We start from the raw sequence: 13,846 nt of genomic DNA on the forward strand, positions 1-13,846 counted from the left end.
CCATGCGGGTACTCGCACAGATCGCGATGGTCATGAACCTCGACAAGTGCATCGGCTGCCACACCTGCTCCGTCACCTGCAAACAGACCTGGACCAACCGCTCCGGCATGGAGTACGTCTGGTTCAACAACGTCGAGACCCGCCCGGGACAGGGCTATCCGCGCCGCTACGAGGACCAGGAGAAGTGGCGCGGCGGCTGGGAGCTGAACCGGCGCGGCGCCCTGAAGCTCAAGGCGGGCGGCCGCTTCCACGCCCTCGCCACGATCTTCTCCAACCCCGTCCTGCCCCAGATCAAGGACTACTACGAGCCCTGGAGCTACGAGTACAGGAATCTCACCGAAGCGCCCCTCGGCGAGGACTACCCGGTCGCCGAGCCCCGCTCCCTGCTCACCGGCAAGCCCATGAAGATCGAGTGGAGCTCGAACTGGGACGACAACCTGGGCGGCGGCGCACCCGGCCTCGACGCCGACCCGCTGGTCCAGCGGGCCCGCGACCAGGCCCGTGAGACCACGGAGCGGGTCTCCCAGCAGATCCGCGCCACCTTCGAAGAGACCTTCATGTTCTACCTGCCGCGCATCTGCGAGCACTGTCTGAACCCGGCGTGCGTGGCGTCCTGCCCGTCCGGCGCGATGTACAAGCGGACGGAGGACGGCATCGTCCTCGTCGACCAGGACGGCTGCCGGGGCTGGCGCAAGTGCGTCACGGGCTGCCCGTACAAGAAGGTCTACTTCAACCACCGCACCGGCAAGGCGGAGAAATGCACGCTCTGCTACCCGCGCCTCGAAGTGGGCCTGCCCACGGTCTGCTCCGAGACGTGCGTGGGCCGCCTGCGCTATCTCGGGGTGGTCCTCTACGACGCGGACAAGGTCACCGAGGCCGCGTCCACCCCTTCCGAACAGGACCTGTACGAGGCGCAGTTGGGCGTCTTCCTCGACCCCGACGACCCGGAGGTGCGGCGTGCCGCCGAGCGCGACGGCGTCCCGCACGACTGGATCGAGGCCGCCCGGCGCTCACCCGTGCACGCCCTGATCAGCACCTACCGGGTGGCGCTCCCGCTGCATCCGGAGTACCGCACCCTGCCCATGGTCTGGTACGTCCCGCCGCTGTCCCCGGTCGTGGAGGCCCTGGCCGGGACCGGACACGACGGGGAGGACGCGGACAACCTCTTCGGCGCCATCGACACCCTGCGGATCCCCCTCGAATACCTTGCGGAACTCTTCACCGCCGGGGACGTCGCGCCGGTGCGGGCCGCCCTCGAACGGCTCGCGGCGATGCGGTCGTACATGCGGAGCGTCAACCTGGGCGATCCGCCGGACGGTTCGGCCGCCGATGCGGTCGGCATGACGGGCGCCGGGATCGAGGACATGTACCGGCTCCTGGCCATCGCCAAGTACGACGAGCGGTACGTCATCCCGACGGCGGCCGTGGCGGACGCGCGGCGCCTGGAGGAGTCGGCGGTGCCGGACGGCTGCTCCCTGGACACGGCGGGCGGACCGGGGATGGGCGGCCCCGGCCCGTTCGGCGACGACTCGGGAACCCACAACGGCCTGCCCCTGGTCACGATCGAGAACTTCCACGCCTCCCGGGGCCGCCAGACCGCGGACACCCCGGAGCCGGGGAAGGAGGACCGATGACCGCGCACGCCGCGCTGTACCAGGGCGCCGCCCACTGCCTCTGCTACCCGGACGAGCGGACCCGATCCCACTTCCCGCTGATCCGCGCGGCCGTCCCGCAGCTGACCGCCTTCCTGGACCACGCCGAGGCCTCGGCCCCGACCGCCCTCGCCGAGGCCTACGTCCGCACCTTCGACTTCAAGAACCGCCACAGCCTGTACCTGAGCTGGTGGCTGGACGGCGACACCCGCCGCAGGGGCGAGTCCCTCGTCGCCTTCAAGGAGACGTACCGGGCCCACGGCTGGGAGCCCACCGGCGAGGAACTCCCCGACCACCTCCCCACGGTCCTCGAGTTCACGGCGGCGACCGGCTCCCCGGACCTGCTCCTGGCCCACCGCGCGGGCCTCGAACTCCTCCGCATCGCCCTCACCGAGAACGGCACCCCCTACGCCTCGGTCCTCGACGCCGTCTGCCGCACCCTCCCAGGACCCTCGCCCAAGGACCGCGCGGCGGCCCGCGCCCTGGCCCGCTCGGGCCCGCCCACCGAGACGGTCGGAGTCGACTGATGCACACCCTCCTCTGGGCGGTCCTGCCCTACGTCGCCCTGACCCTGCTGATCGCGGGCACCATCTGGCGCCACCGCTACGACAAGTTCGGCTGGACGACGCGTTCCTCACAGGTGTACGAGTCGAAGCTGCTGAACATCGCGTCCCCCGCCTTCCACTACGGCATCCTCTTCGTCCTCGTCGGCCACCTCATGGGCCTGTTCGTCCCGGAGTCCTGGACGGACGCGGTCGGCCTGAAGGAGCACGCGTACCACCTGCTCTCCCTCTTCGGCGGCACGGCGGCAGGCCTCCTCGCGGTGGCGGGCATCGCCCTGCTCCTCTACCGCCGCCGCACCAACACCCCCGTCTTCCGCGCGACGACCCGCAACGACAAGCTCATGTACGCGGTGCTCCTGGCCGCCATCGTGATGGGCATGTGGGCCAAGCTCACGAACTCGTCGGTCAGCGAGGGCTACGACTACCGCGAGACGATCGCCCCCTGGGCCCGCGGCATCTTCACCTTCCAGCCCGACGCCGACGCCATGGTGGGCGTCCCCCTGACCTTCCAGCTCCACGCCGTCATCGGCATGACCCTGATCGCCCTGGTCCCCTTCACCCGCCTGGTCCACATGTTCAGCGCCCCGGTGCAGTACCTGTTCCGGCCGTACGTGGTGTACCGGAGCCGGACGGCGGGGGAGCCTGGGCGACGGAAGGAGCGGCGGGGGTGGGAGAAGGTGGACTCGTAACCCTCCTCCCGGCACACGCGCGTGGGCCCCGCTCCCACCCGGGAACGGGGCCCACACCTGTGCGTACGAACGTCAGAAGCGGCGCGTGATCAGGGCGCGCTTCACTTCCTGGATCGCCTTCGTGACCTCGATGCCACGCGGGCAGGCGTCCGTGCAGTTGAACGTCGTGCGGCAGCGCCACACGCCGTCCTTGTCGTTCAGGATCTCCAGGCGCTGCTCGCCCGCCTCGTCACGGCTGTCGAAGATGAAGCGGTGCGCGTTGACGATCGCGGCCGGGCCGAAGTACTGGCCGTCGTTCCAGAAGACCGGGCAGGACGACGTGCACGCGGCGCAGAGGATGCACTTCGTGGTGTCGTCGAAGCGCTCGCGGTCCTCGGGGGACTGGAGGCGCTCGCGCGTCGGCTCGTTGCCCGTGGTGACCAGGAAGGGCATCACGTCGCGGTAGGCCTGGAAGAACGGCTCCATGTCCACGACGAGGTCCTTGAGGACCGTCAGGCCCTTGATGGGCTCGACCGTGATCGGCTTGGCCGGGTTGATGTCCTTGATCAGGGTCTTGCAGGCAAGACGGTTCTTGCCGTTGATCCGCATGGCGTCCGAGCCGCAGATGCCGTGCGCGCAGGAGCGGCGGAACGTCAGGGTGCCGTCCAGGTCCCACTTGATCTTGTGCAGACCGTCGAGGACCCGCTCCTTGGGGTCGATCTCCAGCTGGAAGTCTTCCCAGACCGCGTCCGCCGAGATCTCCGGGTTGAAGCGGCGGATCCGGAAGGTGACGGTGATGAGGTGGTCCGAGGCCGCGGCTTCCGCCTCGACCTTGTCCATCGTCGGAGTTGCCATCAGTACTTACGCTCCATCGGCTGGTAGCGGGTCTGGACGACCGGCTTGTAGTCGAGGCGGATCGAGTCAGTGGCTGAATCGCCCTCGCCGGTGACCTCGCGGTACGCCATGGTGTGGCGCATGAAGTTGACGTCGTCGCGGTTGGGGTAGTCCTCGCGGTAGTGGCCGCCGCGGGACTCCTTGCGGGCGAGGGCCGAGACCGCCATGACCTCGGCGAGGTCGAGCAGGTTGCCCAGCTCGATGGCCTCGAGGAGGTCGGTGTTGAAGCGCTTGCCCTTGTCCTGGACCGAGACGTTCTTGTAGCGCTCGCGCAGCTCGGCGATCTTCTCGACGGCCGTCTTGATGGTCTGCTCCGTACGGAACACCATCACGTTGGCGTCCATCGTCTCCTGGAGCTCCTTGCGGATGTCCGCGACGCGCTCCGTGCCGGTGGAGTCGCGCAGCTGCTCCACCAGGGAGACCACGAGCTCCGCCGGGTTCTCGGGAAGCTCCACGAAGTCGGCCTTCTCGGAGTACTCCGCGGCGGCGATGCCCGCGCGGCGGCCGAAGACGTTGATGTCCAGGAGGGAGTTCGTGCCCAGGCGGTTGGCGCCGTGCACGGACACACAGGCGACCTCGCCGGCCGCGTACAGGCCCGGGACGACGGTGGTGTTGTCCGAGAGGACCTCACCCTCGACGTTCGTCGGGATGCCGCCCATGGCGTAGTGCGCGGTCGGCTGGATCGGGATCGGGTCCGTGTAGGGCTCGATGCCGAGGTAGGTGCGCGCGAACTCGGTGATGTCCGGGAGCTTGGCGTCCAGCTGCTCCGGCGGCAGGTGCGTGAGGTCCAGGTAGACGTGGTCGCCCTCGGGACCACAGCCGCGGCCCTCACGGATCTCCGTGTAGATGGAGCGGGACACGACGTCACGGGACGCGAGGTCCTTCATGACCGGCGCGTACTTCTCCATGAAGCGCTCGCCGTCCTTGTTGCGGAGGATGCCGCCCTCACCGCGGGCGCCCTCCGTGAGCAGGATGCCCATGCGCCAGATGCCGGTCGGGTGGAACTGGAAGAACTCCATGTCCTCCAGCGGCAGCCCGCGCCGGTAGCAGGCGGCCTGCCCGTCACCGGTCAGGGTGTGCGCGTTCGACGTCACCTTGAAGAACTTGCCGGTGCCGCCCGAGGCGTAGATGACGGCCTTCGCCTGGAAGACGTGGATCTCGCCGGTGGCCAGCTCGTACGCGACGACGCCCGCCGACTTCTTGACGCCGTCCTCCTCCACGATGAGCTGGTCGAGGACGTAGAACTCGTTGAAGAACTCCACACCCTCCTTGATGCAGTTCTGATAGAGGGTCTGGAGGATCATGTGGCCGGTGCGGTCGCCCGAGTAGCAGGACCGGCGGACCGGGGCCTCGCCGTGGTTGCGGGAGTGACCGCCGAACCGGCGCTGGTCGATCTGGCCCTCGGGCGTGCGGCCGAACGGCAGGCCCATCTTCTCGAGGTCGAGGACCGCGTCGATGGCCTCCTTCGCCAGGATCTCGGCGGCGTCCTGGTCGACCAGGTAGTCGCCGCCCTTGATCGTGTCGAAGGTGTGCCACTCCCAGTTGTCCTCCTCCACGTTGGCGAGCGCGGCGGCCATGCCGCCCTGCGCCGCGCCCGTGTGGGACCGCGTGGGGTAGAGCTTGGTGAGCACGGCGGTGCGGCTGCGCTTCGTCGCCTCGATGGCGGCGCGCATGCCGGCGCCGCCCGCGCCGACGATGACGGTGTCGTACTTGTGGATCTTCATGGGTGGTTACCTCAGCCCCGTGCCTAGCGGATGTTCGGGTCGAAGGTGAAGATCACCAGCGTGCCCAGCAGGATGGTGAACACCGTGGCGGTGTACAGCAGGCCCTTCAGCCACAGGCGCGTGTTCGGGCGCTCCGCGTAGTCGTTGATGACCGTGCGCAGACCGTTCGCGCCGTGCAGCATCGCGAGCCACAGCATCAGCAGGTCCCAGACCTGCCAGAACGGCGAGGCCCAGCGCCCGGCGACGAACGCGAAGCCGATCTTGCTCACGCCGCCGTCGAGGACCAGCTGGATCAGCAGGTGCGTGATGACGAGGACGACGAGGACGACGCCGGACAGGCGCATGAACAGCCACGCGGCCATCTCGAAGTTGCCGCGCGTGGCGCGCGGGGTCTTCGAGGTGCGCTTGCGGGGGGCCTCGATGAGGGGGGCCGGGTGGTCGACGTCGTACAGCGAGACGTCCTCGACGGGGCCGACGCCGGAGCCGCCGGACTTCTCTACGGTCGTGTCAGTGGACATGTCTGGCCTCAGCTCCCGAATACTTCACGGACGGCGTGGCCGAGGACCGGGTAGAGCGCGCCGACCATCAGCACGACCCAGATGCCCACGACGGTCCAGAGCATCTGCTTCTGGTAGCGGGGGCCCTTCGACCAGAAGTCGACGGCGATGACACGCAGACCGTTGAGCGCGTGGAAGAGGATCGCGGCGACGAGGCCGTACTCCAGGAGCGCGACGAGGGGTGTCTTGTAGGTAGCCACGACTTCGTCGTACGCCTCCGGGGAGACGCGGACGAGAGCGGTGTCGAGGACATGCACGAACAGGAAGAAGAAGATGAGGACACCGGTGACTCGATGAGCCACCCATGACCACATGCCTTCCCGGCCGCGGTACAGCGTTCCAGCCGGCACGGAAGAACCCTCCGGGAGCGGGGATTGGGGCCGGCCGGCTTCTCGGTCGGACGAGCCCGGCCGGGTACGGTCCACCGGCCGCTCGACATCGTATCGACGAGTTGTCGGCTTCCCCGCCCGGGGTCCGCTGGTGTGATCAAACAGGCAATCAAACTGGTACGTACGGGCTATCGCGGTGGGGTTCCCCGCGGCGGGCCGGGGGTGCGACGGGGTGGTCCGCGGCGGTCGGCGCGGCCTGTGTGTGGACCAGACGGGTGAGGCGGCCGCGGGCCAGGCGGCGCAGCTCCTCGGCGGCCACGGCGCGCTCCTCCTCCTGGTCGTTGCCGAGCCGGGCGCGGATGGAGGCGAGGAGGTGGTCGAGGGCCTCGCTGGGGGCGACGGCGTCGAGGCAGACCACGAAGGCGTGGCCGAAGCGGCTCTCGTACGCGGCGGTGGCGGCGCGCAGGGCGGTGGCCGCGGCCTCGTAGCCCGGGCCCGGCGGGAGCGAGGGCTCCAGGGGTTCGGCGGCCAGGGCCTCGGCGAGGTCGTCGGGGGTCAGGTCGTAGGCCGCCTCGTCGGCGGCGGCGAGCAGCGCGTCCAGGTCGGGGTAGGGCCGGTGTGCGGCGACGCGATGGGCCCAGTGACCGCTTCCGCAGCAGGTCAGCAGGGTGCGCTCGGCGGCCTGGGGCTGTGCGGTGTTCAGGGCGTCCGGTATGGCGCGGTGCGGCGGCAGGGGAGCTCCTCGGCACAGAGCAACGGGCGACGGGTGGTCCCGGCGCGGAGTGGGATCCCGGCGCGGGGTCTGGGACCACGCTAACGGGGTGGGGAGAGAGGTGTCCGTGAGGCACCCGGATTTCATCCGAATGGGAGAGTTTGGGGTTGTTGGGTGGACGCGTGGTCCCTTCCGGGGTGGACGAGCGGGCGGTGTCCTGGCGGGCTTAGCGTGGGGGCATGGAGGCTCTCACTTCTGGTGCGGTGGGTCCCCGTGTTTTCGGGGCTGTGGGCGTGTCGGTGGGGGGCGGGTCGTGATCCGGGGGCGGCTCGCCGTCGGGACGGGGATCGTCGCGGCGGGGGCGGTGGCCCTCGCGGTCGGGTTCTGGCCCGACGGATCCGGCACGGGCGGCGGCTCCGGTGACGGGGGGCGCACCGCGGGGACGGCGACGGCGTCCGAGCCCGCCCCGCGCTCGCCCGCGCCCACGAAGTCGTACGCCCTCTCCGAGGCGCCCGCCACCATCCCCGCCGTCCGTGAGCACACCCCCGCCCGGGGCCCCGGCTGGCGGCCGGGCGACGGCGGCCGGGTCGTCGTCGGGGACCGGGTCCTCGCGGACGAGGCCCGGCTGCTCGCCGGGGAGCTGCGGCTGCGGTACGCGGGCGGGGCGAGGCCGCGCGCGGGCGACGTGCGCCTGGAGCTGTCCGGGGGCGAGGGGCGGGGCGGCGGTGGCGCCGAGTCGTACACCCTCACCGTCAAGGACCGCGTCGTGCGCGTCGCCGCGCCCGCCGAGGCCGGGGTGTTCTATGGCACCCGCACCCTCAAGCAGGAGGTCGCGGGCGGCCGGAGCGCCCCGGAGGGCGTCGTGCGGGACCGGCCCGCCAAGCCGCGCCGCGGCTTCATGGTCGACATCGCCCGCAAGCACTTCTCCGCCGGGTGGATAGAGGACCGGATCCGCGAGCTCGGCGACCTCAAGTACAACGAACTGGGGCTGCACTTCTCCGACGACCAGGCCTTCCGCATCGCCTCCGACTCGCACCCCGAGGTCGTCTCCGCCGACCACCTCACCAAGGCGCAGGTCCGCCGCATCGTCGACCTCGCGGCCGAGCGGCACATCACCGTCGTACCGGAGATCGACTCGCCCGGACACCTCGGTGCGGTCATAGCCGCCCACCCGGATCTGCAACTGCGCGACAGCCGGGGCGTGGCCACGCGCGGCGCGGTCGACATAGCGAAGCCGAAGGCCGCCGAGATCGTCGACGACCTGCTGCGCGAGTACGCCGAGCTGTTCCCCGGCGCCCGCTGGCACCTCGGCGCCGACGAGTACCAGGCGCTGACCCGGAGCGACCCCCAGGCGTCCTACCCGCAGCTCGCCGCCGCCGCGCGCGAGCGCCTCGGCCCGGACGCCCGCGTGCAGGACCTGGCGACGGCGTGGCTGAACGACCGCGCGAAGGCGGTGGGCCCGGGGCGGGAGGTGCGGGCCTGGAACGACGGGTTCTTCCGGGGCGGCGTCACCCGGGTCGAGGACCGGATCGAGGTCGCGTACTGGACCGGCAAGGAGATCGGCGCCCGCGAGCCCGTCGAGTACCTGCGCGAGGGCCGCGACGTCCTCAACTACAACGACGAGTACCTCTACTACGTCCTCGGCCAGCCCAACGACTTCCGCTACCCCACCGGGCAGCGCATCTACGAGCAGTGGACCCCGCTCGTCCTGCGCGGCACCCGGCCCGTCCCCGCCTCGTACGACCGGCGGATCCTCGGCGGCACCTTCGCCGTATGGTGCGACCTCGCCGGGTCGCAGACGCAGGAGCAGGTGGCGCGCGGGATCCGGATGCCGCTGCGGGCGACGGCGCAGAAGCTGTGGGACGAGCGGGGGCCGACGCGGCCGTGGGCCGGGTTCGTGCGCCTTGCGGGAGATCTGCAACGACCCGCGCGCTGAGCCCGCGCGCCGAGTCCGCACCCGGCTGCCGCGAAATGGCCCGTCAAGTCCCGAATGATCCACGGGTGGACACCCCTGTCGTTGACGCGTACATTGCGCCGGTCGTGTCGCGCCGACGCCCGGGGAGGGGTGTGGGCGGCGCCGACCTCGTTCTCGTGGCGCTCGTTCGACGCGCTCATTCGATCTCGACCCGTGGGGGACCGCTCCGTCATGTCGTACACGCCACCACTCATGCCCTCGGCACCGCCGCCGCCGTCCGCCCCCGGCCCCGGTGCCTGGCTGAAGTCGCCCATGGGCCTCGCGAACGCCACGGTGGCGCTGCTCGGGGCCGGCATCGCCGCCGACCTGTTCTCGCTGTGGGCGGGCGGCGGGGTCTTCGGCGTGGTGAGCGATGTGATCGACGGGGACTACGGCGCCGTCACCGAGGACCGTCTCGACCGGGCCGACACGCTGTACGGCGTCTCCGGGATCCTCCAGGGCGCGGTGTTCGTCGGCACCGTCGTCCTCTTCCTGTGCTGGTTCCACCGGGTGCGGGTGAACGCCGAGGTGTTCGCGCCGGACGCGCACAGCAAGTCGCGGGGCTGGGCGATCGGCGGCTGGTTCGTGCCGATCGCCAACCTGTGGTTCCCGCGCCGGGTCGCCGTCGACATCTGGGACGCCAGCTCCGGCGGTCGCTGGCTGCCGGGCGCGGGCCGGGAGAACAAGCGGCGCACGCTCCTCAACGCCTGGTGGACGCTGTGGCTCACGACCGGCATCTTCGGGCAGATCGCCTCGCGCCAGTACAGGGCCGCCGAGGAGCCCGAGAAGATCCAGCAGGCCGTCGTCTCCCTGATGGCCTCCGACCTCATCAACATCGCCGCCGCCGTCGTCGCGATGCTGTTCGTGCGGCGGCTCACCGCGATGCAGGACGAGCTGGCGCGCTCGGGCCCGGGGCGTCCCTTCGTCTAGCCCGGCCGCGGCCGGTCGCGTGGATCATCCGTGGCCGAACGCGTGGATCATCCGCGCGTGCTGTGTCCGATCCGTGCTTTTGGTGGCGCGGGCACGCGCCCTGTGGTGTATTCGGCCAGAAGCCGGAAACAACGGTTCGAGCACAGCGGGGGCACGGAGATGGGCTACTGGGGGTACTACGTCGTGGGCAGGAGCGCGCGGCCGCTCGGGGAGTTCGCCGCGGTGGCGGGCGTACGCGACCGGCTCACGCTCCTTGAGGAACGCCCCGACGGCTGGCAGGTCTGGGAGTGCCCGGGCGACGGTTCGGTGGACGTCGGCAACATGAACGCGCTCGCCCGGGAGACGGCGGCGCCCGCGCTCTTCGGGTACGTCCTGGACAGCGACTGCGTCGTGGTCGAGGCGGCGGCGCCGGAGAGCGGTGCGTGGACGACGTGTCTGGCCCGCGAGGCGATGGCCGGGTATCTCGGCGAGGACGAACTGACCGTCGAGGACTACTTCCTGGAGCCGCGCGACGCCGCCGAGCGCGCCGTCGCCTGGGCCGCCGAGTCGGGCCGCACCGCACGGCCCGCCGCGCTCCTCGACGTCCTCACCGCGGATCCCGAACCGTCCGCGGAGGAACTGTTCTTCCGATTCCTCGACCGGCTCGGGGTGTTCCCGCAGTAGCCTGTCGCGCGCAGCGTCGAATTCCGGCCGCTGTGACGTTACTGAGCCTCCGCACGCAGTAAGGGCAAGTGGGGCATGCGGAGGTGCCCAGTCCGCGACAGGAGACGGCGTACGTCATGAGTACGAGCCCTTTGCCCAGTTCAGACCCGCAGGCGTGGACGGGCGACGCATGGCCGGATAGCGCGCTCCGCGCCGCCGGACCGTCGGATACCGGCCAGCCGAGCCTGGTCGACCTCATCGCCCTCGCCGACGAGACCGCCCTGGCCGCCAGCGGACTCGGCTGCCTCGACCGCTGCCTCCCGCTGCTCGGCGACGACGACCAGGTCCTTCGCCCCCTGTGGGTGAGCCTCGCCGACGGCACGGCGTGGGAAGGGGCGTTGGGGGAGGTGCGGGGGGTGCTCGGGGCCGATGGGGCCAGTGGGTCCGGTGGGTCCGGTGGGTCTGACCGAGCTGGCGCGTCCGGCGCGTCCGGCGCGGACCCCGACGCCGTCGCCCTCGCCCGGCGCATGCTCGACGCCGCCCCCGGCGCCCGCTCGGCCGACTCCCTGCGCGTCTGGGCCGACGGCTGCTCGGCCGCCGCCCTCCAGGTCCACCGGCTCCTGGACGCCGGGAACGACGGCGTGTCACCGCTCGTCTCCGCCGAACTCCGGCGCCAGGTACGGGTCCTGGAACTGCTCGGCGGCCGCGCGGGCACCGGCGGCGGACTGCGCCAGGTGCTCGACGTGTCGACCGAGGGACGGCGGGTCCTTCGGGCGGTGGTGTCGCGGTCGCGGCGGTCGGGGGCGGGGACGGACTAGGGCCGGTCCGGCGGGTCAGCGCGCGGGCTCGCCCAGCCAGCGCGACAGCGCCGCCGTCAACGCGCCCAGCCCGTCCGGCGTGTCCGGATCATCCGATGTGTCCGGATCATTCGGCGTGTCCGGCCCATGTGGCTCGTCCGGCGCGGCCCCCGCGTCACCCCCGGCGTCCGCCGCCCACGCCACGTACCCGTCCGGACGGACGAGCGCGGCCGCCAGCTTCGGCCGGTCCGGGCACGCGGCCGTGTGCGTGCGCAGCCGGTCCCCGTACCCCTCGGCCCTGGCCCGCAGCGCCGCGTCGTCCGTGAGGTCCAGGAGCAGGGCGCGGCCGTCGTGGAGCAGGTCGGCGAGGCGGCTGCCGTCGGCGAACACGAGGTCGGGGGCGCTCGCCCCGGTGAGGGGGTGGGAGCCGCCGAGGTCGTACCGCTGCCGGACGCCCGAGATCTTCTTGACGAAGTACGTCGTGCCCGTCACCGTCCCCATCAGGTCGTCGACGATGCCCCGCAGGGCGCGCGCACGCGGGTCGGGGCGCATCAGGGCGATCTGGGCCCGCGTCCAGTCCAGGACCCAGGCGCCGAGGGGATGCCGCTCGGCGGTGTAGGTGTCGAGCAGGCCGTCGGGCGCGTCGCCGCGGACGGTGGCGGCGAGCTTCCACCCGAGGTTCAGCGCGTCGCCGATGCCGAGGTTCAGGCCCTGGCCGCCGAACGGCGAGTGGACGTGCGCGGCGTCGCCCGCGAGCAGCACCCGGCCCTTTCGGTACGTCGTCGCCTGCCGGGCGTTGTCGGTGAACCGGGTCGCCGTGCGCACGCGGGTGACGGTGACGTCCACGCCGGTCACGGCCCGGATGCTCGTCTGCATCTCCGCCGCCGTGACGGGCGCGTCCCGGTTCTGCGGCACGCCGTCGAACTCGACGGTCAGGACGCGGCCGGGTATCGGACCGTAGGAGTAGATCCCGGTGGGCGTGCTGTTCCAGCCGAGGCGCAGGCCGTCGGCGTGCTCCAGGTCGACCAGGGCCTGCCGCCCCGTGATCTCCGGGTCCGTGCCGGGGAAGCCGAAGCCCGCGGACTTGCGGACGAGGCTGCGGCCGCCGTCGCAGCCGACGAGCCAGCCCGCGCGGACCGTCCCGGCGGACGTCCGTACGGTCACGCCGTCCGCGCGCTCGTCGAAGCCCGTCACCTCCGTGCCCCGGCGCAGGTCCACGCCAAGCGCGTCGGCGCGGGCCGCGAGCACCTCCTCGACCGCGGCCTGCGGCACCAGGCCGACGTGGTCGGCGGGGCCGCGCCCGGCGAAGTCGGGGTCGTCCGCGTCCAGGAGGTCGGCGCTCAGCGGGATCCCCGCGAAGTGCCCGGCGAAGCGCGGCGCCACCTTGACCGGACCGGCCGGGGCGCCGGACGCCGCCGTGCGCTGCCGCGCGAACTCCCTGAACTCGCGGAGGGTGCGCTCCTGTTCGGCCGCGAGGGCGGGGAGTAGGCCGCGCCGGTGGAAGGCCTCGGCGCTGGGGGTGTTCACCGCCCCTGCCTTGATGGTCGTGTCGATCTCCGTCAGCCGTTCCAGGACGACCACGGAGGCGCCGCCGAGCCGGAGTTCGCAGGCCAGCATCAGGCCCACGGGGCCGCCGCCGACCACGACCACGTCGTATGAGTTCGTTGTCATGCATTTGACTGTAGTCACTAAAAGTTTATAGCGAGTATAGTGAAGGTCATGGAGAGGCATACAGGGCAGCCGCGGGACGAGGAACTCGGCCTGCGGGAGCGCAAGAAGCGCCGGACCCGGCAGCGCATCACCGACGAGGCGACGCTGTTGATCCTGCGGCGGGGCTTCGAGCAGGTGACCGTCGCGGAGGTGGCGGCCGCGGCCGAGGTCTCGACGATGACGGTCTTCAACCACTTCCCGCGCAAGGAGGACCTGTTCCTCGACCGCGTCCCGGAGGGCGTCGAGACGGTGACCCGGGCCGTCGCCGACCGCCGCCCGGGCGAGACGCCGCTCGCCGCCCTGCGCCGCCGCGTCCTCGAACTCCTCGACGAGCGGCACCCGTTCGGGGCCGTCGGCGAGTCCTTCCCGCGCTTCTGGCAGGTCGTCCTCGACTCGCCCGCGCTGCGCTCCCGCGCCCGCGAGGCCCTGGAGGAGCTGGAGGACGCCCTCGCGGCGGCCCTCGCGCGGGCCGCGGGCGAGGACCCCGCCGCGCCGGGGGACGACACCCGCCTCACCGCCGCCCTGACGCTGGCGGCGTACCGCACCGCGTACGCCACGACGGCCCGGCGCCAGCTCGCGGGCACCGGCGCCGACGAAGCCGCCGTAGGCCACCGCGAGTTGGTGCACCGGGCCTTCGACGCGCTGGAGCGGGCGGTGCCCCGGCCCCGGCCCCGGCCTTCCGAGGCCGCGTCGGCACCGCCCGCTCCGTGATCG

14 protein-coding genes are annotated in these 13,846 nt (G+C 71.8%); 8 read left to right on the forward strand and 6 right to left on the reverse strand.

The features are described from left to right. Window positions 1-2 precede the first annotated feature (2 nt). The 3 genes from narH to narI are packed head-to-tail and all read left to right on the forward strand — an operon-like array spanning window position 3 to window position 2,904. Window positions 3-1,634: a nitrate reductase subunit beta gene (gene narH, locus ACFVHO_RS16185; RefSeq protein ID WP_385714053.1), complete on the forward strand. Its 1,632-nt coding sequence runs from the start codon at window positions 3-5 to the stop codon at window positions 1,632-1,634. After that, window positions 1,631-2,179: a nitrate reductase molybdenum cofactor assembly chaperone gene (gene narJ / locus ACFVHO_RS16190; protein ID WP_385714056.1), complete on the forward strand. Its 549-nt coding sequence runs from the start codon at window positions 1,631-1,633 to the stop codon at window positions 2,177-2,179. The genes narH and narJ overlap by 4 nt, the downstream gene beginning before the upstream one ends. After that, window positions 2,179-2,904, forward strand: a complete 726-nt coding sequence (gene narI / locus ACFVHO_RS16195; RefSeq protein ID WP_385714059.1) for a respiratory nitrate reductase subunit gamma — start codon at window positions 2,179-2,181, stop codon at window positions 2,902-2,904. The genes narJ and narI overlap by 1 nt, the downstream gene beginning before the upstream one ends. A 72-nt stretch (window positions 2,905-2,976) precedes the next feature. On the opposite strand, the gene ACFVHO_RS16200 is transcribed toward narI, so the two are convergent. The 5 genes from ACFVHO_RS16200 to ACFVHO_RS16220 form a co-directional block, all read right to left on the reverse strand. Next, window positions 2,977-3,738, reverse strand: a complete 762-nt coding sequence (locus tag ACFVHO_RS16200; RefSeq protein WP_380844563.1) for a succinate dehydrogenase iron-sulfur subunit — start codon at window positions 3,736-3,738, stop codon at window positions 2,977-2,979. Beyond that, window positions 3,738-5,501, reverse strand: a complete 1,764-nt coding sequence (gene sdhA / locus ACFVHO_RS16205; protein ID WP_385714062.1) for a succinate dehydrogenase flavoprotein subunit — start codon at window positions 5,499-5,501, stop codon at window positions 3,738-3,740. The genes ACFVHO_RS16200 and sdhA overlap by 1 nt, the downstream gene beginning before the upstream one ends. A gap of 23 nt (window positions 5,502-5,524) precedes the next feature. Next, the gene (locus tag ACFVHO_RS16210; RefSeq protein WP_087885611.1) at window positions 5,525-6,019 is read right to left on the reverse strand and encodes a succinate dehydrogenase hydrophobic membrane anchor subunit; all 495 of its coding nucleotides are present in this window, start codon (window positions 6,017-6,019) and stop codon (window positions 5,525-5,527) included. Window positions 6,020-6,027: 8 nt separating this feature from the next. After that, window positions 6,028-6,408, reverse strand: coding sequence for a succinate dehydrogenase, cytochrome b556 subunit (gene sdhC / locus ACFVHO_RS16215; RefSeq protein WP_078619514.1), 381 nt, complete (start codon window positions 6,406-6,408; stop codon window positions 6,028-6,030). Window positions 6,409-6,556: 148 nt separating this feature from the next. Then, on the reverse strand, window positions 6,557-7,138 hold the full coding sequence (locus ACFVHO_RS16220; RefSeq protein WP_385714282.1) for a 2-oxo-4-hydroxy-4-carboxy-5-ureidoimidazoline decarboxylase: 582 nt from the start codon (window positions 7,136-7,138) through the stop codon (window positions 6,557-6,559). 274 nt (window positions 7,139-7,412) lie between these two features. Here ACFVHO_RS16220 and ACFVHO_RS16225 point away from each other — a divergent pair, with 274 nt between their 5' ends. The 4 genes from ACFVHO_RS16225 to ACFVHO_RS16240 all read left to right on the forward strand — a co-directional run bounded on the left by ACFVHO_RS16225 (window position 7,413) and on the right by ACFVHO_RS16240 (window position 11,443). Next, window positions 7,413-9,035 (forward strand): glycoside hydrolase family 20 protein, encoded by a 1,623-nt coding sequence (locus ACFVHO_RS16225; RefSeq protein WP_385714065.1) that lies wholly within the window; start codon window positions 7,413-7,415, stop codon window positions 9,033-9,035. A 231-nt stretch (window positions 9,036-9,266) separates the two neighbouring features. Then, entirely contained in the window at window positions 9,267-9,983 is a 717-nt protein-coding gene (locus ACFVHO_RS16230; RefSeq protein WP_385714067.1) for a DUF4328 domain-containing protein, read from the forward strand. 159 nt (window positions 9,984-10,142) lie between these two features. Further along, window positions 10,143-10,646, forward strand: a complete 504-nt coding sequence (locus ACFVHO_RS16235; RefSeq protein ID WP_385714069.1) for a hypothetical protein — start codon at window positions 10,143-10,145, stop codon at window positions 10,644-10,646. 116 nt (window positions 10,647-10,762) lie between these two features. Further along, the gene (locus ACFVHO_RS16240; RefSeq protein WP_385714072.1) at window positions 10,763-11,443 is read left to right on the forward strand and encodes a hypothetical protein; all 681 of its coding nucleotides are present in this window, start codon (window positions 10,763-10,765) and stop codon (window positions 11,441-11,443) included. 15 nt (window positions 11,444-11,458) lie between these two features. Here ACFVHO_RS16240 and ACFVHO_RS16245 read toward each other — a convergent pair whose 3' ends face one another. Further along, window positions 11,459-13,093, reverse strand: a complete 1,635-nt coding sequence (locus ACFVHO_RS16245) for an FAD-dependent oxidoreductase (RefSeq protein WP_385714075.1) — start codon at window positions 13,091-13,093, stop codon at window positions 11,459-11,461. Window positions 13,094-13,141: 48 nt separating this feature from the next. Here ACFVHO_RS16245 and ACFVHO_RS16250 point away from each other — a divergent pair, with 48 nt between their 5' ends. Then, window positions 13,142-13,843, forward strand: coding sequence for a TetR/AcrR family transcriptional regulator (locus ACFVHO_RS16250; protein WP_385714078.1), 702 nt, complete (start codon window positions 13,142-13,144; stop codon window positions 13,841-13,843). Window positions 13,844-13,846: the final 3 nt, after the last annotated feature.

The sequence above is a fragment of the Streptomyces sp. NPDC127108 genome (assembly GCF_042677545.1).
Classification (GTDB): Bacteria; Actinomycetota; Actinomycetes; order Streptomycetales; family Streptomycetaceae; genus Streptomyces.